Below are 21,733 nucleotides of genomic sequence, written 5' to 3' on the forward strand. Positions count from 1 at the left end.
CCGTGCCGAACCCCGCCGACCGGCCCGCCAGCCGGACCATCCGCAACGTCCTCGTCATCGCCCGCCAGGCCTCCGGTCGCAGCCAGCGCGACGTTGCCGACGCCGCAGGCTGCCAGCCCCACCAGCTCGACGCATGGGAGAACGCCGTCAACACCCCCGGCATCGACAAGCTCGCCGCGTGGGCCGCCGCCCTCGGCTACGAGATCGCCCTCCTGCCCAAGGGAGCCGACCGTGCCGAAGGCTGACCAGGTCAGGAGCTTCGCCCACCGGATCATCGGCTGCGACTGGGGCCAGAAGATCTGGACCGCCGCCGACTCGTCCCTCTGCCACGAGCGCGCCGTCCAGCGTGTGGCCCTGCACGACAACGGCGAGAAGCGCCTCGTCCAGCTGTGCCAGGCACATAACGACGTGGTGATCCGCGAGACCGACCCGCATGACGAGCCCGAGGGAGCCGCCCTGTGACCCACCAGCACATCGCCCGCCAGCCGCAGCCCGCGCGCACCTGCGTGGCCTGCGGCTGGCGCGAGCTGCAGCCGCACCGCCCGCACGTCTGCGACCGCTGCGAGGCCGACATCCGCGCCTGGCTGGAGGAGCTCGCCGACCACGCCGAGGTCATCGGCCGGGCCCTCGTCGCCCTCACCGCCGGCCGCGACGGGAAGCTCCCCATCCGCGCCAGCATCTTCGACCTCAGCCTCCCGGCCCGGTCCCGGCCCGTCCGCTCCACCGGTGCCGAAGACGCCTCCGGGGAGTCCATCGCCGCCGGGCTCGGCTGGTGGGCCGTCCGCTGGTCCCAGATCGCCCCCGCCAGCTGGCAGCCCTCCAACAGCGTCGGGTCGATCGCCCTGTGGCTGTACGAGATGCTGGACTGGGCCTGCACGCACAACGTGGAGGTGCGCGAGTTCGGCCAGGACGTGCGCGACCTGCTCGCCTCCACCCGGCGGGCGCTCAACCTCACCGGCAAGGCCGGCAAGACGTCGACGGCGCTCGTGAAGTTCACCGCGGCGTGCATCCGCTGTGGCGGCGAGAAGCTGTTCGCCCACCCCGCCGCCGACTGGATCGAGTGCCCCGGCTGCGGCTCGCTCTACTCGGACAGCGACTACGCCGAGTTCGCCCGGGCCGAGCTGCCCGACGACACCCCACTGTGGGCCGTCCAGGCGGCCACCGCGTTGGGTGTGCCCGTGCAGCGGATCTGGAAGTGGGCCAGCCGCGGCCTGCTGGAGGAGGTCGACCACGAGGGCGGCCGGCCGCGCTACCGGCTCGGCGACCTCCGCGACGTCCACCGCCAGAGCGTGCTGCACCAGGCGGGCCGCTGCGAGATCGGGCTCGTGCTCGTCACCGAGTCGGGCGAGATCGTGCCCGGCCCGCTCACCGAGTACGCCGCGCCGGCCACCGTTGCCGTGTCCACCCTGGTCACCGTCACGACGGAGGAGGGTGAGCAGGTGGAGCAGGTGGCCTGGCACGCCATCACGGTGCGCCGCGGCGAGACACGCTGGGTCGGCCCGGCACAGCAGGGGTCGATAGTGGTACAGGAGGCGGGGAAGGCCGCCAAGATGCGAGAGGTGGTCCCAGCGTGAAGGAGTTCTGGCAGCGGGTGCTCCAGGGCCTCGACGAGGCCCTCCACCCCGTGATCCGGGTGCCGAACCCGGTCTACTACTGGAAGCGGTGGCGACGTGGCTGAGTTCGAGCCGTTCGACGCGCCGCACTTCACCGGCGCAGCCAAGGTGATCGTCATCCTCGGCGCTGCCGCCGTCATGGTCGAGCAGGTGATCGCGGGCCGCGAGACCGCCGACAGCGTGCGCGGGGACGAGACCCTCGCCCACGTGCTGACCGCGCTCAAGGTGTGGCCGGAGTGGGACGCGGGCGACTACGCAGCGGTGGCGGCCCGCATCGATCGCGCCATTGCGTTCCAGCGCGACCCGACGGCGCTCATGCCGAAGCCAGCCTCGTTCTTCCGGGTGAGCCCTTACTGACCTGCGCGTTTGCATGATTCGAACACCTGTGTCAGGGTGTTTTGCAGCAGGCGAACTATGCCCAGAGCCCGTTTCCCCTCCCCAGGGAAGCGGGCTCTCGCCATTCCCGGACACCGCGAGGACGTCATGTGAGCCACGACATCGGCCAGATCGTCACCAACCTCGGAGTCACCGCCGAAGCCCTCGAAGACGCCGACCTCGTAGCCGACGCCGTCGTGCTGCTGAAGGTTGTCCAGCCTGACGGCTCGGTGTCGCTGCTCATCGCCCACTCCGAGGGCATGTCCTGGATCGAGCGCCTCGGGATGCTCCGCGCCGCTGAGCGCATCGAGGGCCCCGGGCCGGGCGGCTGGGCCAGCGACGACGACTGAGCACGGGAGGTGGCGATGCCCAGTGCGCGCGACGCCACACCCGAGGAGCAGCGGCAGCTGCAGGAGATGCACGCCGCCGGCATGGGCCGCAACGAGATCATGCGGGCGACCGGGTGGTCCGGCCGGTTCGTGACGAACAACTGCAAGGCGCTCGGGCTCGTCTTCGTCCGCGGCGAGCAGGTCAAGCTGGCCACCGAGGCGAAGAAGGCCGACGCCCGCCAGCTGCGCGCCGAGCTGGCGCTGAACCTGCTACTCGACGCCGACCGGATGCGCCGGCAGCTGTTCGCCAAGCACACCGCCTTCAACTTCGGCGGCAAGGAGAACACCTACGCCGAGCAGGAGATCGACGAGCCGACCCCGTCGGACAAGCGGGCGCTCATGGGCGCCATCGCCGCGGCGATCGACAAGTCCATCGTGATCGACAAGTACGACAGCAAGACGGGCGAGGAGAGCGACTTCGACCGCTTCCTGGAGTACCTGAGCGGCGGGGACGAGACGTGATCCAGCCGCTGACGGGCAAGGCGTCCCGCAGCGTCGAGCTGGCCACGGCCCGCTTCAACGTGTGGGAGGGCGCGGTCCGGTCGTCGAAGACGGTCGCCTCGATCATCAAGTGGATGCGGTTCGTTCGGAAGGGCCCCGCTGGCAACCTCATCATGATCGGCAAGACGGAGCGCACCCTGAAGCGCAACGTTATCGATCCGATCATCGCCATGGTCGGCGCGTCCCGCGCCAAGTACCTCGCCGGGGCCGGGGAGTTCTGGCTGTACGGCCGCCGCATCTACGTGGCCGGCGCGAACGACGCCCGCTCCGTCGAGAAGGTCCAGGGCCTCACCCTCGCGGGCGCGTACGGCGACGAGCTGGCGAACTGGCCCGAGGAGCTGTTCGACATGCTCGGCACCCGGTTCAGCATCGAGGGCGCGCAGTTCTTCGGCACCTGCAACCCGGCCGGCCCGGTCCACTGGCTGAAGTCGAAGTGGCTCAACCGGGCTGCGGTGTGGCTGAACCACGATGGTGCTCTGGTCGAGGGCACCGGCGAGGACCTGATCGACCTGCACCGGTTCTCCTTCGTGCTGGAGGACAACCCGCACCTGCCCCGCGCGTTTGTCGACTCGCTCCGCCAGCAGTACCAGGGACTCTTCTTCAAGCGGTACATCCTCGGCCTGTGGGTGCCTGCCGAGGGCGCGATCTTCGACATGTTCGACGAGGACACGCACGTCGTCAGCGACCTGCCGCTCATCACTCGCTGGATCAGCCTCGGTGTGGACCACGGCACCCGCAACCCGTTCCACGCCGTGCTGTGCGGCCTGGGCACCGACCGGCGGCTGCACCTGGTGCGGGACTGGCGGTGGGACTCGGCCCGGAAGCGCCAGCAGCTCGCCGACGTGCAGTACTCCAAGCACCTGCGGGACTGGCTGAAGACCGTGCCCGTGCCCGGCACCGACGGCCTGTACGGCGTGAAGCCAGAGCGCACCATCGTCGACCCGAGCGCGAAGGCTTTCCGCGTGCAGCTGCACAACGACGGCCTGCCCTCGATCGTCGCCGACAACGCCGTCGAGGACGGCATCCGCACCGTCTCCAGCCTGTTCAGCGCGGGCCTACTCGACGTGCACGAGTCCTGCGCCGAGCTGATCCGCGAGATCCAGGGCTACAGCTGGGACGACGAGGCCGCCGAGAAGGGCGTGGAGAAGCCGCTGAAGGTGGCCGACCACGGTCCGGACGCGATGCGGTACGCCGTCCACACCACCCGCGGCGTCTGGCGGTCAGCGCTTCGCCACCGCCTCCACCTGCCTGACTGAGGGGGTGCACGATGCCGCTGCCTGATGGCGGAACCATCCCCTGGCCGCCGAAAGAGTGCGAGCCGATCAACGCCCAGTACGCGACCTGGGCGGCCTGGTACGCAGGCGACATCGAGCAACTGTCCGCGATCTACGGCGGCGGCGTCGGCTCGGACACGACCGGGTTCTTCGCCAGCGAGCAGGGCGGTTGGCGCGCCGCGGTGCGCGGTGTCGTCAACGGGCTGCGCAGGTGGTTCTGGGGTGCTCGCTCGCAGGGCAACCGGGAGCGTCAGCGGCTGCACGTGCCGATCGCCGCCGACATCGCCTCCGCCAGCTCGGACCTGCTGTTCGCCGAGCCGCCGACGGTCACCGTGCCCGAGGACCCGGACGCCATCCCGCCGGCCGAAGGCGAGACGGCGCCCGTCGACCCGACGCAGGTCGCGCTGGACGAGCTGATGGACGACGGCACCCAGGCCACCCTGCTGGAGGCCGCCGAGGTCTGCGCGGCCCTGGGCGGCGTGTACCTGCGCGTCGTCTGGGACAAGGCCGCACGGGACAAGCCGTGGCTGACCGCGGTCCACCCCGACGCGGCCGTGCCCGAATGGCGCTGGGGCCAGCTGGCCGCGGTCACCTTCTGGCGGGTCATCCTCGCCAAGGGCAAGGTCGTCGTGCGGCACCTGGAGCGCCACGAGCCCGGCCGCATCCTGCACGGCGTCTACCAGGGCACCGATGACGAGCTGGGCACGCCGGTGTCGCTCGCCGACTACCCGGAGACCGAGGCCATCGCGAAGGCGCTCGACCCCGAGCAGGGCAACGCAATCGTGCTGCCCGACGCGAAGCTCATGACGGCCATCTACGTGCCGAACATGAAGCCGAACCGGATCTGGCGGAACACCCCGCACGCCGCCCACCTCGGCCGCAGCGACTACGCGGGCGTCGAGCAGATGATGGACGCCCTCGACCTGACCTGGTCGAGCCTCATCCGGGACGTCGACCTGGGCAAGGCGCGGCTGATCGTGCCGCGCGAGTACATCCAGTCGCACGGCGCCGGGAACGGCGCGAGCGTCGACCTGGACCAGGAGCTGTACGAGCCGATCGACGTCATGTCCCGCGAGGACGGCGTAGTCAGCATTACCGAGGTGCAGTTCGACATCCGCGTGGACGACCACACCAAGGTCATCGACGCGTTGAAGGCGAGCATCGTCGGCGCGGCCGGCTACTCCGGCCGAACCTTCGGCCTCGGCGGAGACGCCGCAGTCACCGCCACCGAGGTCGGCGCAGAGCAGCGCCGCAGCTTCATCACGCGGGACCGCAAGACGCGCTACTGGCGGCCCGGCCTGGCCAACTCGCTGTACGCGCTCCTGGTCATCTACAAGGACGTGTTCGGCGCGAAGGTCGAGCCCGTGCACCCACAGGTCATCTTCGCCGACGGCGTCGCGGTCGACCCGAAGGCGCTCGCCGAGGAGATCAACCTCCTCAGCGCCGCCGGTGCGATCAGCACCGAGGAGATGGTCCGCATGCGGCGCCCGGACTGGGACGACAAGCAGGTAGCCGCCGAGGTCGAGAAGATCGAGAAGGCCAGCCGTGTCGAGGACCCGGCCACCTTCACAGGCAACCCGCCGCCCGGCCAGGACGACGACGAGGGCGACGAGCAGCCGTAGGCGGGGTGAGCGATGCCCGTCGACCGCACCACCGCCTACGGGCCGAACCTGGACCTCGACATCGCGGACCGGCTGCTGGAGATCTACGGCAGGGCGGAGCGGGAGCTGGCCGCGGACATTGCACGACGTCTCCAGGCGGGGATGGACGCCCCGGACTGGGCCCGGCAGAAGCTGGCCCAGGCTGGGGCGCTCCGCCGCTCGGTGCAGGCGCTGCTGTCCCGGCTGGCCACCGATGACGGCACGATCGCCCAGGCGCTGGTGCTCGCGTACATGCGCGGTGGCGAGGCGGCGACGGCGGAGATCCTGCGCCTCGGCCGGCAGGTGCCCGCCGCGGCGGAGACCGAAGCCCTGCAGGACGTGCTGGATGCGACCGGCACCGGTGTGCAGCGGGCGCTGTCCGCCGCAGTGCGGGCCTTCCCGCAGCTCGGCGCGCTCCAGCGCATGGTCTGGGGGCTCGCCTCCCGGCTGGCCGGCACACACCTGCCCGTCCTGCGCTGGGCCGTCGACTCCTACCGCGAGGTCGTCGCCGAGGGCGCGCTCGCCCCGGTGCTGCTCGGCACTGCCACCCGGCGTGCGGGCACGCAACGCGCCTGGGAGCGGCTGCTCACCCAGGGCGTCACCGGCTTCCACGACAAGGCCGGCCGCGCCTGGAACCTCGCCTCGTACGTGGAGATGGCCACCCGCACCGGGGTCGCCCAGGCGGCCGTGGAGGGACACCTCGACCGGCTGAGCGCGGCCAAGCTGGACCTGGTCATCGTCTCCAACGCGCCGCAGGAGTGCGTGAGGTGTCGTCCGTGGGAGGGCAAGGTGCTCGCCCGCAGCGGCGGCATCGGCCCGCGCACGGTGGAGATGCCCCACGCCATCAGCGGCACGCCCGTCGAGGTCGAGGTGGCTGGCACCGTTGCGGAGGCGATCGCCGCCGGGCTGATGCATCCGAACTGCCGGCACAGCCTCTCGGCGTACCTGCCCGGGGTGACCCGCATCCCCACGAACACCGAGGACCCGGAGGGCGACGAGGCCCGCCAGCGCCTACGTGCGCTGGAGCGCATCGTCCGCAAGGCGAAGCTCCAGCAGGCCGGGGCCATGACCCCCGAGGCGGCGAAGCGGGCCGAGGAGAAGATCCGGGCCGGGCAGGCCGCGATCCGGGCGCACGTCAAGGCCACGAAGCACCTCGGCATCTTCCGCAAGCCGGAGCGCGAGCAGGTCAACCTGGGCCACACCACCGCAGCGGATGCTGGCCGGCCCGCACGCTCCGCGCCCGCGCCCGCGGCCAAGCCGAAGCCGAAACCGGCGTCTGCGGCAGCTGCGCCCACCGTGCCCGCCGACGCCGCCCCGTACCACCGCGACCTCACCGGCCTGGCTGACCTCGCAGCGCACGTGGCCAACGCCGGCCGCGCGGACCGGAAGGTCATCGCCAAGGGCGAGCAGGCCGGGGTCAAGGAACGGCTCACGATGCCGGACGGCACCAAGGTGTTCTCGAAGGCGTACGCGGACTCCGACCCGGACAGCCGCCACTACGCCGACGCCGAGCAGCTCGCAGCCCTGGTAGGCCGGACCATTGGCGCGCCGGTGCCGCGGGCGTACCGGACCGGCGAGCGGCACATCTACACCGACTGGGCAGACGGCACCGACGTACACGCCCTGCGCAAACGTGACCGCGCCCGGGCGGAGGCCGCGCTCGACTCGCCCGCGGCCAAGCGCCTGGGCCTGCTCGACCTACTCACGGGCAACATCGACCGGCACGAGGGCAATATGTTCGTCGCGAAGGACGGCACCCTCACCGGCATCGACCAGGGCCTGGCCTGGACCGGCTCCGACAACCTGCTCGACGAGACGAGCCCGATCATTCGGCAGGCGAAGCTGCTCGGCTTCATGCAGGGTCCGGCGCTGGACCACTTCCGGGCCAGCTCGCTGGAGCTGGGGCCGAACCCGCTCACCGCCGATGACGTCGCCGAGCTGCGCCGCCGCCTGACCGGGCTGCGGCCCGACTTCGAGCACGTCGACCGGGGCAGCTGGCTGGACTTCAGCCTGGCCGTCCTCGACATGCTTGCCGGCCACACCGCGGGCGAAAGGTCGATCTTTGATGGCTGAGCTGCTGCTCGTCGACACCGAGACCGACGCCGAGCGGGCCCGCCTCACCCTCGATGGTGACGAGGTCCGCTACAGCGGCGAGGACGCAGACCTGGCCCGCGACATCCTCCGCGACCGGGCACGCGCCCGCGACGTCACCGAGGCGGAGGCGTTCCGCCAGTACCGGCGCTGGGGCTGGGCCAACGGCCCGCTCGCGCTGCGCACCCCGTAGACCACCCCGGCGCAACCGGGGCTGCCCGCAACGGGCACCAACCACCACCCGAAATGGGAGTAACCAGCATGTCCGGAGACTCGACCGCGGCCGCGACGGGCGCCGAGAGCACCGCCAGCACCGACCCCACTGCAACCGCCGCCAGCACGGCGTCGACCGCAACGGACGACACCATCGACTGGAAGGCCCGCGCCGAGAAGGCCGAGGCCGACGCGGAGAAGTGGAAGAAGCACTCGCGCAAGAACGAGGACGACCTCAAGACCGAGCGCGAGAAGGCCAAGACGGCCACCATGACCGCCGACGAGAAGGCCACCGCCGACGCCGAGCAGCGCGGCCGCCAGGCCGCAGCCGTCGACTACGGCAAGCGCCTCGCTGCCGCCGAGTTCAAGGCCGCAGCAGCCACCGCGGGCGTGGACCTGAGCGAGGTCGCCGACCTGGTCGACACCGCCAAGTTCGTCGACGAGAAGGGCGAGGTTGATGAGGCCGCGATCAAGGCGGCCGTCAAGCGCTTCGCCAAGCTCGCGCCTGCCAAGCCACCCGCCTCCGGCGCATCCGGCGGCGAGTTCTCCGGCGGCAACGGAGCCGGAAACAAGATCACCGAAGCCCAGCTGGCCACCATGTCGAAAGCCCAGATCGCCCAGGCCTACGACGACGGCAAGCTGAGCCACCTCCTCTGACCCGCGCCGATACCCGGCCGGAAAGGAAGAACCCACCGTGTCAATCCAGCGATTCCGGCCGGAAATCTGGTCGGCTGTGCTGCTGCAGGCGACAGAGACCGCCCTGGTCTTCGGCTCGCCCCTCGTGGTCAACCGCGACTACGAGGGCGACATCAGCCAGGCCGGCGACACCGTCCACATCACCAACGTCGGCGACCCCACCGTCTCCGACTACTCCTCCGGCGACACCCTCACCTACGAGGACCTGCAGGACGCCGGGCAGACGATGCCCATCGACCAGCAGCAGAAGTTCGCCTTCAAGGTCGACGACATCGACAAGCGGCAGGCCAAGGGCGACGTCATGGGCGTCTCCATGAAGCGGGCCGCGTACCGGATGGCCAAGCGCAAGGACAGCTACATCGCTGGCCTCTACACCGGCGTCGTGTCCGCCAACGCCATCGGCACCACGTCGATCACCACCGGCACCCTGGCGTACGACAACATCATCAACCTGGGCGTGAAGCTCGACGAGGCCGACGTGCCCGAGGACGGCCGCTACTGCGTTGTCCCGGCCTGGTACTACGGCCTGCTGCTCAAGAGCGACCTGTTCGTCCGGGTCGACGCCTCCGGCGGCAGCCAGGGCCTGCGCAACGGCCTCGTCGGCATGGTCGACAACATGCCGATCATCAAGTCGAACCAGTGCATCAACGTCACCGGCGACGACTACATCGTCCAGGCGGGCCACAACTCGGCGATCAGCTTCGCGCAGCAGATCCTCCAGACGGAGGCCCTGCGGCTCCAGAGCACCTTCGCCGACGCCGTCCGCGGTCTCGACGTGTACGGCGCGAAGCTCATCCGCCCCGACCACATCGCGACGCTGACCGCGTCGAAGACCTGATAGGAGACCGCCAGCCATGGCACGTACCGCGATCGTCCCCCGGGCGCTGGTCAAGAACAGCAACCTGAACAGCGCCACGGGTCCGACGACCATCGACGCGACGCTGGTCACCAACGGCGTTACCGTCGCCAACGCGAAGCCGGAGCGGATGCTGATCCGGGTCACCAACACCGAGGGCAGCACGAACGTTCTCACGGTGCGCGCGGGCGACAACCCGCCCGCGCTGCGGGCCGGTCAGGGCGACCTGACCGTCACCGTCGCTGCCACGACCGGCGCCCAGTATTTCGGGCCTTTCGAGTCGGACAAGGTGCTCCAGGACGACGGCTCGATGTCGATCGACTTCGAGACCGGCATGACCGGCACCATCGACATCCTCGAAATTCCGAAGGTGTGACCAGCGTGGGAGACACCGTTCACATCCGCGGCGAGGGCGGCACGGTCTGGGAGATGGACCTGCCGCTCAGCCCGGACATCCAGAAGCGGCTCAACGCCGGCCACATCACCCGGGTCAACCCGGACGGCAGCCGGTTCGCCGAGCCGGAGGCCGAACCGGACCTCGACCTCGACGAGGACGACGGCGACCCGGGCGGCGAGGACGACGACCTGCCGCCGGAGCTCCAGGAGTTCCTGGATACCCCGCCGGAGCCCACCCCGGCCCCGGCCCCGCCGGCTAGGAAGCCCCGCGGCCGGGCAGCCCAGTGAGCACGGCCGGGCCTCCGGGCCCGGCCCGCTCCGAAGGGAGGTGACCCGTGGCGTACGCAACCTCGGCCGACCTCGCCGCCTACGTCGACACCGTGCCAGACAACGCCGATCTGCTGCTCGACCGCGCCACTCGCGACGTGAACCGCGCCCTGCTGACGTCGGTCTTCGACGTCGAGGATGCGGAGACGGCGGAGGCGCTGAAGGTGGCGACCTGCGAGCAGGCAGCCGGCCAGCTCGCCGCAGGTGCCACCGACGGCATCGGCGGTGCCGCGCCCACCTCGTTCACGCTGGGGAAGCTCACCGTGAACCGGGGAGGCGGCGGGTCGAACCCTGCGGCGCAGGCGGTGAAGGTCAACGGCTTGTGGCAGCAGGCCTGGCTGGCTTTGCAGGAGGCCGGCCTGACCGGCCAGGAGCCGTGGGTGGGCCGATGAACTGGGCACAGTTCGTTGCCGCCTGCGTTCCCTCGCCGGACACGATCACCGGCGAGGCGTACGAGGGTTCGGGCGCGTTCGGCGACGTGTACGCCTCGCCGGCGGCGGTGACGCCGTGCGTCGTGCAGGCGATGCGGCGCCGCGTGCGCGTCCAGACGCAGGACGCCGCAGGCGAAGAGGTGCTGTCGGAGACGGCCGTCTTCTGCCCGCCGGACACGGTCCTGCCGCCCGGGTCGCGCGTGACGCTCCCGGACGGGCGGGTCACGCGGGTGCTCGTCGCCTCAACGCTCAACGCGTCCGGCCACGACCTGCCCGAGCACGTCGAGCTGGCGCTGGAGTAGCCATGGACCTCGACTGGAACGGCGACGAGGTCGAGGCGCTCCTCACGGGCGCGGGCGGGGACGGGCTCCTTCTCGGCGCGGAGCACCTGCTGCAGGTGTCCCGGACCGAGGTGCCGATCGACGAGGCGACGCTGGAGCGCTCCGGCGTGGCCAGCGTGGACCGGGACGACCTGGTCGCCGCCGTCTCCTACGACACCAAGTACGCGGTGCGGCAGCACGAGGAGCTGGACTACCGGCACGCCGAGGGCCGCAAAGCGAAGTACCTCGAAGACCCGATGCACAACGAGCGGGAGACGATCCTCGCCCTTATCGCCGCGCCGATGCGCGAGGAGCTGGGGTGACGTCATGGCGACCGGTGACGGCTTCACCTCCAGGTTGCTGGTCGGCCTGGCCCAGCACCTGCACGCCGCAGGCGTAGCGACGTACCGGGCGACCGGGGCCTACCAGACCAACGAGATCGGGATCTTCTTCCGGAAGATCCCCCAGTCCCCGGACCGGTTCGTGTCCCTCGCCGAGTACCCGCTCGGCACCACCCTCCAGGGCATGGCGGACCACCTGACCGGCGTACAGATCCGCCTGCGGGGAACCACGGACCCGCGGGTGTGCGACGACCTGGCAGACGCCATCTTCGACGAGTTGGACGGCCTGACCGGTGCCCGGTGGGGCGAGATACCGATCGTGCAGATGTGGCGGCAGTCGTACACGCCGCTCGGCGAGGACGGCAACGGCCGCTGGGAGCGTTCGGAGAATTTTTACGTTCACGCGATGCGGCCTACCAGCAACAACACCGACTAAGGAAGCGAGGCGGCGTCATGGCGACGACCCCCACCGACCGCGTGACATCGCTCGCGCGGTCCCACCGGCTCGACATCAACATCGCAGCCGATCCCTCGACCAACTACACCCAGTTGTACGGCATCGAGGACATGAAGCTGATCGAGGAGGTGGAGGTCGAGGACGACGGCATGTATACCGATGCCGGAGCGAAGCGGGAGACGAATGTCGGCTACGGCTGGCGGCTGGAGATCAAGCTGGCACTCAGCACCGACCTGGCCGGCACGTCCCTCAACTCGGTGCACTCCTTCCTCCGCACGAAATTCAAGGGGCACAGGAGCGGCAGGGTCGAGCAGTACGAGTTCGGCGTCCGGTTCTACAACCGGGACGGCCTGGACGACGGCCACTCGCACGAGGGCCGCGTCTACGTGAAGGCGTGGCCGCTGCCTGGCGGCAAGGGCGGCGACCGGATCGACATCGTGCTGCAGGGCCAGGGCGCGCTGGCCGACATCACCAACCCTGCCGCGTCGCTGCTGCCGACCGTCACCAGCGTGGACCCGGCCACCGGTGGCACCGCGGGCGGCGAGCTGGTCAACATCTACGGCCAGCACTTCATGCCGAACGGCGTCGACGACGTGTCCGCGCTGGTCTTCGGCGCGACCGCGGCCGACGACTGGACCGTGGTGTCGGACAGCCACATCGTGGCCATCGCCCCGGCGCACACCGCGGGCACGGTCGCGGTGCGGGTCACCACGGACGCCGGTCAGTCCGCGGACACCGCTGCCGACAACTACGTGTACGCCTGATGGGCGTACGGTTCGCCGACCTGGACGAGTACTACTCGCCGGGTCTGGAACTGCCGGTCAGGGGCACGGTCTACACCGTGCCCCTCCCGTCCGGCGAGCTCGGTCTCTGGTGCCGACGGATCGCCCAGACCGCGGGCGAGGTTGGCAGCGCGGACACTCCGGAGGAGATGGAGGCGGCCGCTGAGCGGGCCCGTGAGCGGGTCGCCGCGCTGCCTCCGCTGCCTGGCGGGGAGAAGCCGTTCGACGAGTTGATGCTTGGCGGCGCCTACGCCGAGATGCTGAAGAACGCCGTGCCCGACCCCTACATCCAGTTCTGCGCCCAGACGGCCTACTGGTGGATCGTCGGCGGCGAGGAGGCGGCCCGGCGCTACTGGGAGTCTGGCGGCCGCCCGGAAGCGAGGGGCCCGGGGAACCGGGCCCAGCGGAGGGCAGCGCGCCGAGCAGCTGGCGGGACCAGTACGGCCGAGGCCGCCGAGACCCCGTCAGCGGCCTCTTCGAGTGGTACGAGTACCCCGAGCAGGTCCAGCGGGCGCAGTCGGGGCAGACGGTCACGTGGGCGCAGATTCTGACCCACTGGGCGCTCGTCGAGGCTGACCTCCACGAGCGCTACGGCATCGACGTCGACGACCGGGCGCTGATGCGCGCCCGGTCCTGGCGCTGGCTGTCCACCCGCATCGTCGGCCTGCTGGCTGAAGACACCCGCCTCGCACGCGCGCTGGCTCCTCGCGAGGAGCAGCCGCCCCAGTAGCCGAGGGGGTGGCCACCGTGCTGATCCTCGGCGAGTTGACGACGTTCCTGAAGCTGGATAAGACCCCGTTTACGCGGGGGCGCAAGGAAGCGGAGCAGGAGTTTCGGCAAACCGGTCGGAACCTGGAGCGCGAGGCGGACGCGACCTCACGTGCAATGGCTACGGCACTGGCCGGGCAGGGACGACACGGCGGAGATGGCTTTGTGCGAGGCGCGGACGGGCGCCTGCGCGACAGCCGCGGCCGCTTCGTCTCTGCGGGACAGGAAGCCGGCCGCGCGGCCGCGGGCGGCTTCGCGCAGCTGACCGGCGCACTGGGCGACCTTGGCGGGGCCGTGGGCAGTGTCGGCGGCAGCCTGTGGGGCCTGATCCCCATCCTGTCGGCGCTCGCCGCCGGTGCGGTCGTCGCGATCCCGGTGATCTACGCCCTCGGCGGCGCGCTGGCTTCTCTGCCCGCGCTGGCCGTCGGCGGCGGCGCCGCGATCGGCACCTTGGCGCTCGGCTTCGACGGGCTCGCCGAGGCCTTCCAGAAGACGACCCGGGCCGGTGGCAGCGCGGTCGACCGGGCCTACCAGGTGGCGCGGGCGGAGCGGCAGGTCCGTGACGCCAACCGCGAGGTGCTCGACTCGCAGCTGGCGTTGAACCGGGCCCGCATGGCGGCCGCCGAGCGGCTGCAGGACCTCAACCGGAACCTGGCCAGCGCCCGCCTCGATGAGGAGTCTGCCGTCCTGGCGGTTGCAGAGGCCGAGAAGGACCTCCGTGAGGCCCGCCGCGGCGGCGACCGGCTGCAGGTTCGGCGCGCCGAGCTGGCGTACCGGCAGGCGCAGCAGGCCGTAGAGGACGTCCGGGATCGAGTGGGGGACCTGGAGCAGGAGCAGGCCGACGCCGCGGCGAAGGGCGTCGAGGGCTCCGAGGAGGTGACGGCGGCGCTGCGCCGGCAGGAGCGCGCGGTTGAGGGCGTTGCGGATGCGGAGCATGCCCTGTCGCAGGCCCGAAAGCCCGCTGGCGGCGGCGGTGCGGCAGCCGAGACGACGAAGCTGGCCGCATCCGCGCAGCAGCTCGTGTCGGTGCTGAAGGGCCTGGCACCCGAGTGGGATTCGCTGAGGCTCGGGGTGCAGCAACGCCTCTTCGCCGGCGTCGGCCGCGAGGTGCAGCTCCTCGCAGACGCGTGGCTGCCCCGGCTGGAGGTCTCGCTCGGCAAGTACGCCGACACCTTCAATGGGATCTTCAAGACGTTCTCGGAGACCGCCCGCGACCCAGAGGTCATGGACGACCTGGGCATCGGGATGGAGACCGTGCGGGTCCAGATTGAGAAGGTCGGCGCTGCCATCGCTGGTCCGGGCGTAAAGGCGTTCGCCAAGCTCGCCGCCGCCGCGAAGCCGTTCCTGGACGTCCTCGGCGACAAGCTCGCCGGGGCCATCGAAAGCTTCGCGACCTGGATCGATGATGCCGAGGAGTCCGGCGAACTGGCCGGCTTCTTCGAGACTGCGGCCTACTGGCTCGGCGAGGTTTGGGACCTGGGCGGCGACCTGCTCGGCTTGTTCGGTGACTTCTTCGGGATGTGGACCGACTCAGAGAACGGCGATGCGGCTACTGGCCTGTTCGACTCGATCCGCAACGGGATTAAGGATCTGCGGACCTGGCTTGAGGACCCGGAGAACAAGCAGAACCTGCAGGACTTCATTGACGGGTTCGTGGCAATTGGCTCGGCCGTGATGGACGTCCTGGGCTGGCTGATCGAAACGGGCATTCCCGCAGCGTGGGGCGCTCTGGAGTGGCTGGATGAGAAGCTCTCGGCGCTGTCTGACACCGCAACGAAGGTCAAGGACTGGATCGTCGCGAAGTGGAATTCCCTGGTCAGCTTCGTGACCGGCCTACCATCCAAGATCAGTTCGGCGGCGTCCGGGCTCTGGTCTGGAATCAAGGAGGGCTTCAAATCGGCCCTGAACTGGATTATCGACAAGTGGAACGGCTTGTCGTTCACGCTGCCCGGCTTCACCGCGTTTGGCCAGAACATCGGCGGCGGCACCCTCTCGACGCCCAACATCCCCCGCCTCGACGTCGGCGGCCGCATCCTGCGTGACGGCCTGGCGATGGTGCACCAGTCCGAGGTGGTCATGCCGGCGGCGCAGGTGCGCCGCCTGGAGCGCGGCGAGCCCGCAGTTGACGGCGCAACCGGCGGCCAGCTGGTGGACATCAAGGTCACTGTGGACACGCCGGAGGGCGGCGTCCTGCGGGTGGTCCGCAAAACCACCCGAACCCAGGGCGGCCGCACGGATCGCGTGCTGGTCGGCCGGTAAGCGAAGGGAGCCAGCATGACGTACCCCGCGGTTGCCCTCGGCTACCGGCTTGAGGTGGCGCCCAGCGCAGATCCGGCGGCCGACCCCGGCACCTGGTCGTGGACGGACATCACCAACGACCTCGCCATCGGTGTGCCGATCACGCACAAGCGTGGCACTGAGGACGAGCAGGGCGACACCAGCAGCGAGAGCGCCTTCACCTTCCGGAACCCGGCGCGGCGCTGGTCGACGGACAATCCGCTCAGCGACATGTGGCCGGGTTGGAAGGTGGACTGTCCGATCCGGTGCTCGCTGTCGCTGGACGGCGGCGGCAGCTGGAGCGAGCTGTTCACGCAGTTCGCCTCGGAGATCACCGACACGTGGGGCGGGACCAGTGGCCGGCTGCCCCGAACCGCGGTCCGGGCTGACGGCATCTTCCGCCGGCTGGGCCGGGGCGACTCGGAGCGGTCCGCGATGTACCGCACCATGGCTGGGTACGCAACGGGTGACATCGCGCCGTGGGCGTACTGGCCGATGGAGGACGGTGCAGACGCCACCCGGTTCGCTGCGGCAACTCCCGGGGTTCCGTCGATGGTGCTCGGCGGCGACATCACCCTCGCCACCAGGGACACCATCGTCGGGTCGCGGCCGCTGCCTGTGTGGCAGGCCGGGTCGAACGCGCGCGGCACCGTACCGACTTACACGTCCACGGGCACGTGGACCGTGCAGGCAATGGTGGTGCCACCCGAGGATCTCGTCGCCCAGAATCAGGCTGTCACGGTGTTCCGGGCAGAGATGCGGGGTGGCACGTACGGCAGCGTTTCCGTGGCCATCACGCCCGGAGAGCAGCTGGCATTGGTGACCCGCGACACTGCGGGCAACGTCGTCGACTCGTGGTTCGAGGTGTTCCCGAGCGGCACCGTGTTCGGCCTGCCGGTCTCTGTCGTGGTCCAGGCCGTCGACGACCCCGGTGGGGTGGCCGACAGCTGGGCCGCAGCTCTGATCGGCGCAGACGGCACCGTGCTGGCCTCCATCTCCGAGCTGTCGGGCGGCAACGATCACGGCCGAATCTCGGCGGTTCTCCCCAACGGCACCTTCGCGCTGGCCGCTGACACGGTTATCGGCCACGTCGGGGTGTGGATCGACCCCGCATTCACGCTGGGCACCGACGACGTGTCCAACGCCCGCGCGATCGGCGGCTGGGCCGGCGAGATGGCGCACGAGCGCATCGCCCGCCTGCTGCGCGAGCAGCGCATCGCCTCCGACATCACCGCCACGGTGTCCACCCTGATGGGACCGCAGGAGCCGGGCCGCGTCATGGACCTCCTCCTGGAGGCCTCCGACGCCGATCACGGACTGCTCGACGACTCCCGCGGTGCGGTCGCCTACCGGGCGCTGTCCGAGATGTATGGGCAGACGCCAGCGCTCACGATTGACGCCGACGCGTATGAGCTGGGCTTCCCGCTCCGCCCGATCACCGATGACCAGAAGCTGGTCAACAAGAGCACGGTCACCCGCCGCGGCGGGTCGTCCGGCACCGTGGACCGCACCAACGGCGCGGCACCCCGGCTCGGCGACGACCCGGAGCTGAACCTGTACGACGACAGCCAGCCGATCCATCACGCCGGCTGGTACGTCAACCTGGGCACAGTCAAAGGCAAGCGCGTCCCGAAGATCACGGTCAACTTCCTGGCAGCGCCCCAGCTCGCGGCCGCGTTCTTGGCTCTGCGCCTCGGTGACCGCGTCCAAGTCGTCAACGCCCCGCAGGAGCTGGCGCACTCGGGCGTGCTGGATCTGATCTGGGTCGGGTGGAATACCGCGACGCGCACCCGCACCGCCTTCACCGCGACCGCGAACTGCGCGCCGTACGCCCCGTACGACATCGCCATATACGGCACGGATGCCAATCAGCGCGGCCGGTACGGCGCCGGGTACAGCACCCTGGCGAGCGCGGTCGACGAGACCGCGACGACGCTGCGCGTCAGGCCGGACCGCGACGTGTGGGCCACCAGCGGCATCCTGCCGGGGCTGTTCCCGGGCGGCGGCGGGGCCGGCATCGACATCGACGTGGGTGGCCTGACGTACAACGCCACCGACATCCTCGGGCCGGCCTTCGTCGCGGCGGGCACGGCCGCACACGCCGACAACGCCGCAGTCAGCCCAGGCTTGCCCGCCGGTGCGCAGGCGGGGGACCTGCTGGTGATCTGGGCTGCGATCCGGTCCAGCGGCGTTGGCACCGTTGGCACTCCGGCGGGCTACACGACGCTGCTGGCGTCCGGGAACACGCGCCTATGCGTCAGGGCGCACAGCGGCAGCGAGGTCGCGCCGACGGTCACGCCCTCCGGCGGGTCCGCCGGGGACACCGTGTCGGCGCAGATGGCGGCCTTCCGGCGCATAGACACCGGGCGCGGCACCTTGGGTTTCCTTAACTTCGCGTCTCAGCTCAACAGCAGCGGGCAGGACATCCCGCTGCCCGAGATGCTCGTGTCGAACCTCGGCGCGCAGGTGTGGCTGTACCTGGGCTGGAAGCAAGACGACTGGACGTCCGTGGCCCCGCCATCGGGTGCGACGGAGATCGACGAGCCGGACAGCACCACAGGCTCCGACCAGGGTCTGACGTGGGCGTACCGCATCCTGCAACGCCCGGTGCGCGCCAAGCCAGCCAGCTTCGTCGTCACCGGCGGTGGGGCTGCGATCAGCCGCGGAATCCTTGTGTCCTTCGCGGGCCTGTACGAGATGACCGTGACCCGCCTGCCCGAGGACAAGGCGCAGGCGGCCGATGAGCAGGTGACCGTGACCGATACCGGCCGGGCCGGACTATGACGGAGGTGGGCTGTGGCCGGGATTGACGAGATCGTCGCGGGCAACTTCATCCTTGCGCCCGACCTGCTCGCCGCGTTCGTGCACGGCGAGGACGTGCAGGCCTTCTCGACGTCGGGCACCTACACCAAGCCGCCGCTGGCGAAGTCGGTCACCTTCAGGGTTTGGGCTGGCGGCGGCGGCGGCGCGGGCTGCGCTCTCGCCGCCGCGAGTCAGCACACGAAGGGCTCCGGCGGCGGCAGCGGCGGTTACAGCGAGAGCACCTTCGACGCCGCCGACGTGGGATCGACCGAGACCATCACGGTTGGCGCGGCTGGCACGGCAGGCACCTCCGGCGGCGGCACGGGCGGCACGGGCGGCAACAGCTCGGCGGGCTCCCTGGTGACCGCTAACGGCGGCGTGGGCGGCACTGCGGCGGCGAGCAGCACGGCCTCTTTCTCCGTTGTAGGCGGCGCTGGCGGGGCCCCCGGCACCGGGCAGATCGCCGAGGCTGGCGAGCCAGGCGGCACCGGGTCGGGCGATGGCGGGCTCGCCGCGTCCGGCGCGGGCGGCGGCCGCGGCGGCGGCGTGGCGAGGGCCGCGGTGACCTCCTCGCAGTCCCTCGCTGGCGCTGCTGGCACCGGCTACGGCGCAGGCGGCTCGGGCGCGCTCGCGACCGCTGGCGGGGCGGCCGCTGCTGGCGGTGCGGGCTCTGCTGGCTACGTCATTGCGATCACGAGGTTCTAGGAGGTCGTCATGCCGAGCTACTCCCAGCTGCAGCAGGAGGCCGCCTGGCGCGCGGAGACGGTGCCAGACGCGATCAAGTGGTTCATCGCCGAGGCTGGCGTCTTCTGGCGGCTATCGCCTGGTGCGCTGGGCTGCAAGGGCGACAACAACCACCTGCGGGGAGCGCACCGGTCCCGCCGCTGGATCAAGACCAGCCGGTGGTGCACCAACCGCACCTACACCATCAGCCACCCGGACGACCTTCTCGGCGACGAGGACTGGTGTGTCGGTATCGACATCACCCTGCCGCGGGCGGTCCTGCTCGAGGTGTGCAAGCGGCTCGACGTAGCAGTCCGGGCCGGGCTGCTCGAAGAGGTCTCCGAGTGGTATGGCAACACCGACGGGGACGACCGGGTTGACGGCTACAACAACATCGCCAACAGGGTTGCGACCTCGGACGACTCGCACCTGTGGCATCTGCACATCACCATCAAGCGCCGCTTCGCGAACACCCTGGCGGTGCTGCAGCGGCTCTTCGCGATCCTGACGGGAGCTGACGACATGGAGCAGAAGGACAGGCTGGCCTTTCCGACCAGTTACAAGGAGCGGACCGTGGGCCACGTGCTCGCGGACGAGTCGAACCTCCGGGACTACTGGTACGACGCCCCAGGTGGCGTGCTGACCGTCAACCCGCCTCCGGTCGACTCGCGCGCCGAACTGCTGGTGCAGGCCGCGCAGAAGACTCTGGCCGCGCCGCCGGCGCAACCGCTTCCGGTCGACGAGGCCGCACTCGTCGCTGCGGTCGTCGCGGGCGTCAGGGGCGAGCTGAACAACATGGTGGAGCAGGCCGCCGACCGCGCGGTGCGCCGGGCCCTCGGCTCGCTGGACGGGGCAACCCCGGCAGGAGACGGCAGCTGATGAACAAGCTCACCCTGCCTCAGGCCATCCTGGGTAGCGTCGTCCTGCTGGTCATCGGCGCGCTCACATTCGCCGGCAAGGACACTGCCGCGCTGGTCACGTCTGGCGTGGCCATCCTGTCCGCACTCGGTCTGATCGTGAAGCAGAACGCCGAGACGCAGTCAACGGCCCAGCAGGTGCAGCAGCAGACCAACGGCAACACGAAAGAGCTCGTGCAACTCATCTCCAAGCAGCAGGACCAGATCCTGGAGATGGCGCACAAGATGGCCGAGATGATGCCGGCCTCGAAGCCGTAGCCCTACTCGATCCAGGCCTGGGGCATTTCTCGCCAGTCGTCGCCAGGGTTGCGCGCGCGCATCGCGGCGGCCAGGGCGTGGGCCTCGGCTTCGGTGCCGGTCGGGCTGCGCCAGATGGGTCGCTCACCGTTGTTGCCGCTCGGGCCTTGGCGAGCTTCGACACGCCACAGGGTGCCGTCGGTGTAGAGCCAGATCCGGCGCTGCTCTTGCCCGCGTAGTCCGTTCCACCAGCTCACATCCTTGATCCAGCCCACGGCCGGATCGTACACGTGTTCGATGACGCTGTCCGCTGGACAGCATCGTCGACTATGTCTAGGCTCGTGCGGGGGTGCGAGCCCTGGGAGAGGCCCCGCCTGCCCACTTCGGTGGCGCAGGCGGGGCCGTTCCGTCGTCTCTGCCGCCCGTACGCGGGATCGACCAGCGTTGACGATCGTGGCCATGATGGGCGGATGTCGTATCCCCGGGTCCCCCAGCCATACGGCCACCAGCCTCAGCAGCCGCCGCAGATCGCTTACGTTCCCCCGGTCTCCGGCCGGGCCATCGTGGCGTTCCTGCTCGCCGGATTTAACGTGTTCTTCGGCTGGTGCCTGCTCGGCATCCCCGGCCTGCTCGGTGTCTTCGCGGCGCATCAGGCGATGGTCGACACTCGCGTGGGCCAGCGGCGCGGGCACGGCCTCGCTCAGGCCGCCCTGTTCCTGGGCTACCCGTTCGGCGGGCTGTACCTGGTGGTTGGCGTCATCGCGCTGGGCAACCGCGTCCTCGGCTACTGAACGCCCCGCCCCACGTCGGGGGCGGGGCGCGCCTACCTCGGTCCCGACGGCGGTGAACCCGTCTCGGGTCCTGACGCCGGGCCAACCTTCGGATTGCCCAGCGAGGGCCGCACGTCCGCCCGAGCAGAGCGGACCGACGGTCCGACGCGTATCAACTGCCCGTCTGCGTCTGTGTGGCGGATGCAGCCGCAGCCCTTCCTGACGCACTTCCGCTGGCTGGATGCGCCCTTCGGCACGTGCCGGGCGTGTCCGCAGACGTCGCACTTCATCGCCGCATCATCTCCCACCTGGACCCGTCAGCGCGCTACCCAAAGCGCCAATCCTGCGCAGGCGAGCAGCAGCGCGGCACCGAGCGCGTAGCCCAGCGCCTGCCCGGTCAGGCCGCGGGCGACGATGAAGCTGGCCCGGGTCGCCTCCCATGCCAGTGATGCCCGCTCGGTGCGGCGCCCGAGCCCGTATCCGACGGCCAGGCCGAGCACGAGCCCGACCGCGGCCATAGCTAGATCCATGTCGCTC

Annotated in this window: 29 protein-coding genes; 27 read left to right on the forward strand and 2 right to left on the reverse strand. The window is 70.5% G+C overall.

The window, feature by feature from the left end:
* Positions 1-2 precede the first annotated feature (2 nt).
* From Cco03nite_RS34370 to Cco03nite_RS34490, 26 genes are all read left to right on the forward strand, one after another.
* Positions 3-245 carry a helix-turn-helix domain-containing protein gene (locus Cco03nite_RS34370; protein WP_203698041.1) on the forward strand — a complete coding sequence of 81 codons (243 nt, stop codon included), beginning with the start codon at positions 3-5 and terminating at the stop codon, positions 243-245.
* Positions 232-462: a hypothetical protein gene (locus Cco03nite_RS34375; protein WP_203698042.1), complete on the forward strand. Its 231-nt coding sequence runs from the start codon at positions 232-234 to the stop codon at positions 460-462. Before Cco03nite_RS34370 ends, Cco03nite_RS34375 begins: the two co-directional genes overlap by 14 nt.
* The gene (locus tag Cco03nite_RS34380; protein ID WP_203698043.1) at positions 459-1,574 is read left to right on the forward strand and encodes a hypothetical protein; all 1,116 of its coding nucleotides are present in this window, start codon (positions 459-461) and stop codon (positions 1,572-1,574) included. Before Cco03nite_RS34375 ends, Cco03nite_RS34380 begins: the two co-directional genes overlap by 4 nt.
* Before the next feature lie 96 nt (positions 1,575-1,670).
* Complete coding sequence (locus Cco03nite_RS34385) at positions 1,671-1,970, forward strand: hypothetical protein (RefSeq protein ID WP_203698044.1); 300 nt, start codon at positions 1,671-1,673, stop codon at positions 1,968-1,970.
* Between the two features lie 128 nt (positions 1,971-2,098).
* Positions 2,099-2,338 carry a hypothetical protein gene (locus tag Cco03nite_RS34390; protein WP_203698045.1) on the forward strand — a complete coding sequence of 80 codons (240 nt, stop codon included), beginning with the start codon at positions 2,099-2,101 and terminating at the stop codon, positions 2,336-2,338.
* 15 nt (positions 2,339-2,353) lie between these two features.
* Complete coding sequence (locus Cco03nite_RS34395) at positions 2,354-2,839, forward strand: helix-turn-helix domain-containing protein (RefSeq protein WP_203698046.1); 486 nt, start codon at positions 2,354-2,356, stop codon at positions 2,837-2,839.
* Entirely contained in the window at positions 2,836-4,134 is a 1,299-nt protein-coding gene (locus Cco03nite_RS34400; protein WP_203698048.1) for a PBSX family phage terminase large subunit, read from the forward strand. The genes Cco03nite_RS34395 and Cco03nite_RS34400 overlap by 4 nt, the downstream gene beginning before the upstream one ends.
* An 11-nt stretch (positions 4,135-4,145) precedes the next feature.
* On the forward strand, positions 4,146-5,774 hold the full coding sequence (locus Cco03nite_RS34405; RefSeq protein ID WP_203698049.1) for a phage portal protein: 1,629 nt from the start codon (positions 4,146-4,148) through the stop codon (positions 5,772-5,774).
* 12 nt (positions 5,775-5,786) lie between these two features.
* Positions 5,787-7,865 carry a phage minor capsid protein gene (locus Cco03nite_RS34410; RefSeq protein ID WP_203698050.1) on the forward strand — a complete coding sequence of 693 codons (2,079 nt, stop codon included), beginning with the start codon at positions 5,787-5,789 and terminating at the stop codon, positions 7,863-7,865.
* A complete protein-coding gene (locus Cco03nite_RS34415; RefSeq protein ID WP_203698051.1) occupies positions 7,858-8,076 on the forward strand; it encodes a hypothetical protein in 219 nt (72 codons plus the stop codon). Before Cco03nite_RS34410 ends, Cco03nite_RS34415 begins: the two co-directional genes overlap by 8 nt.
* A gap of 68 nt (positions 8,077-8,144) precedes the next feature.
* Positions 8,145-8,753 (forward strand): hypothetical protein, encoded by a 609-nt coding sequence (locus tag Cco03nite_RS34420; RefSeq protein ID WP_203698052.1) that lies wholly within the window; start codon positions 8,145-8,147, stop codon positions 8,751-8,753.
* A 37-nt stretch (positions 8,754-8,790) separates the two neighbouring features.
* Positions 8,791-9,630, forward strand: a complete 840-nt coding sequence (locus Cco03nite_RS34425; RefSeq protein WP_203698053.1) for a phage major capsid protein — start codon at positions 8,791-8,793, stop codon at positions 9,628-9,630.
* A gap of 16 nt (positions 9,631-9,646) precedes the next feature.
* The gene (locus tag Cco03nite_RS34430) at positions 9,647-10,024 is read left to right on the forward strand and encodes a hypothetical protein (protein ID WP_203698054.1); all 378 of its coding nucleotides are present in this window, start codon (positions 9,647-9,649) and stop codon (positions 10,022-10,024) included.
* Between the two features lie 5 nt (positions 10,025-10,029).
* Entirely contained in the window at positions 10,030-10,332 is a 303-nt protein-coding gene (locus Cco03nite_RS34435) for a hypothetical protein (RefSeq protein ID WP_203698056.1), read from the forward strand.
* A 47-nt stretch (positions 10,333-10,379) separates the two neighbouring features.
* Entirely contained in the window at positions 10,380-10,763 is a 384-nt protein-coding gene (locus Cco03nite_RS34440) for a hypothetical protein (RefSeq protein ID WP_203698058.1), read from the forward strand.
* Complete coding sequence (locus tag Cco03nite_RS34445; protein ID WP_203698059.1) at positions 10,760-11,104, forward strand: hypothetical protein; 345 nt, start codon at positions 10,760-10,762, stop codon at positions 11,102-11,104. The genes Cco03nite_RS34440 and Cco03nite_RS34445 overlap by 4 nt, the downstream gene beginning before the upstream one ends.
* A gap of 2 nt (positions 11,105-11,106) precedes the next feature.
* A complete protein-coding gene (locus tag Cco03nite_RS34450) occupies positions 11,107-11,445 on the forward strand; it encodes a hypothetical protein (RefSeq protein WP_203698060.1) in 339 nt (112 codons plus the stop codon).
* A gap of 4 nt (positions 11,446-11,449) precedes the next feature.
* Entirely contained in the window at positions 11,450-11,899 is a 450-nt protein-coding gene (locus tag Cco03nite_RS34455) for a minor capsid protein (RefSeq protein WP_203698061.1), read from the forward strand.
* Between the two features lie 17 nt (positions 11,900-11,916).
* Entirely contained in the window at positions 11,917-12,684 is a 768-nt protein-coding gene (locus tag Cco03nite_RS34460) for a phage tail tube protein (RefSeq protein WP_203698062.1), read from the forward strand.
* The gene (locus tag Cco03nite_RS43275) at positions 12,684-13,253 is read left to right on the forward strand and encodes a DUF7426 family protein (protein ID WP_239167897.1); all 570 of its coding nucleotides are present in this window, start codon (positions 12,684-12,686) and stop codon (positions 13,251-13,253) included. The genes Cco03nite_RS34460 and Cco03nite_RS43275 overlap by 1 nt, the downstream gene beginning before the upstream one ends.
* Positions 13,247-13,432, forward strand: coding sequence for a hypothetical protein (locus tag Cco03nite_RS34465; RefSeq protein WP_203698089.1), 186 nt, complete (start codon positions 13,247-13,249; stop codon positions 13,430-13,432). Before Cco03nite_RS43275 ends, Cco03nite_RS34465 begins: the two co-directional genes overlap by 7 nt.
* Before the next feature lie 17 nt (positions 13,433-13,449).
* A complete protein-coding gene (locus Cco03nite_RS34470) occupies positions 13,450-15,729 on the forward strand; it encodes a phage tail family protein (RefSeq protein ID WP_203698063.1) in 2,280 nt (759 codons plus the stop codon).
* Positions 15,730-15,744: 15 nt separating this feature from the next.
* Positions 15,745-18,531 carry a hypothetical protein gene (locus Cco03nite_RS34475; RefSeq protein WP_203698064.1) on the forward strand — a complete coding sequence of 929 codons (2,787 nt, stop codon included), beginning with the start codon at positions 15,745-15,747 and terminating at the stop codon, positions 18,529-18,531.
* A 12-nt stretch (positions 18,532-18,543) separates the two neighbouring features.
* A complete protein-coding gene (locus tag Cco03nite_RS34480; RefSeq protein WP_203698066.1) occupies positions 18,544-19,254 on the forward strand; it encodes a glycine-rich domain-containing protein in 711 nt (236 codons plus the stop codon).
* A gap of 9 nt (positions 19,255-19,263) precedes the next feature.
* Positions 19,264-20,151 carry a hypothetical protein gene (locus Cco03nite_RS34485; RefSeq protein WP_203698067.1) on the forward strand — a complete coding sequence of 296 codons (888 nt, stop codon included), beginning with the start codon at positions 19,264-19,266 and terminating at the stop codon, positions 20,149-20,151.
* On the forward strand, positions 20,151-20,447 hold the full coding sequence (locus Cco03nite_RS34490; protein WP_203698068.1) for a hypothetical protein: 297 nt from the start codon (positions 20,151-20,153) through the stop codon (positions 20,445-20,447). Before Cco03nite_RS34485 ends, Cco03nite_RS34490 begins: the two co-directional genes overlap by 1 nt.
* A 2-nt stretch (positions 20,448-20,449) precedes the next feature.
* On the opposite strand, the gene Cco03nite_RS34495 is transcribed toward Cco03nite_RS34490, so the two are convergent.
* The gene (locus Cco03nite_RS34495; RefSeq protein ID WP_203698069.1) at positions 20,450-20,701 is read right to left on the reverse strand and encodes a hypothetical protein; all 252 of its coding nucleotides are present in this window, start codon (positions 20,699-20,701) and stop codon (positions 20,450-20,452) included.
* A gap of 195 nt (positions 20,702-20,896) precedes the next feature.
* Here Cco03nite_RS34495 and Cco03nite_RS34500 point away from each other — a divergent pair, with 195 nt between their 5' ends.
* Entirely contained in the window at positions 20,897-21,217 is a 321-nt protein-coding gene (locus tag Cco03nite_RS34500) for a hypothetical protein (RefSeq protein WP_203698070.1), read from the forward strand.
* 296 nt (positions 21,218-21,513) lie between these two features.
* Here Cco03nite_RS34500 and Cco03nite_RS34505 read toward each other — a convergent pair whose 3' ends face one another.
* Positions 21,514-21,726, reverse strand: a complete 213-nt coding sequence (locus Cco03nite_RS34505) for a hypothetical protein (protein ID WP_203698071.1) — start codon at positions 21,724-21,726, stop codon at positions 21,514-21,516.
* Between the last annotated feature and the right edge of the window lie 7 nt (positions 21,727-21,733).

The organism is Catellatospora coxensis, from assembly GCF_016862635.1.
In the GTDB taxonomy this organism is placed as follows: domain Bacteria; phylum Actinomycetota; class Actinomycetes; order Mycobacteriales; family Micromonosporaceae; genus Catellatospora; species Catellatospora coxensis.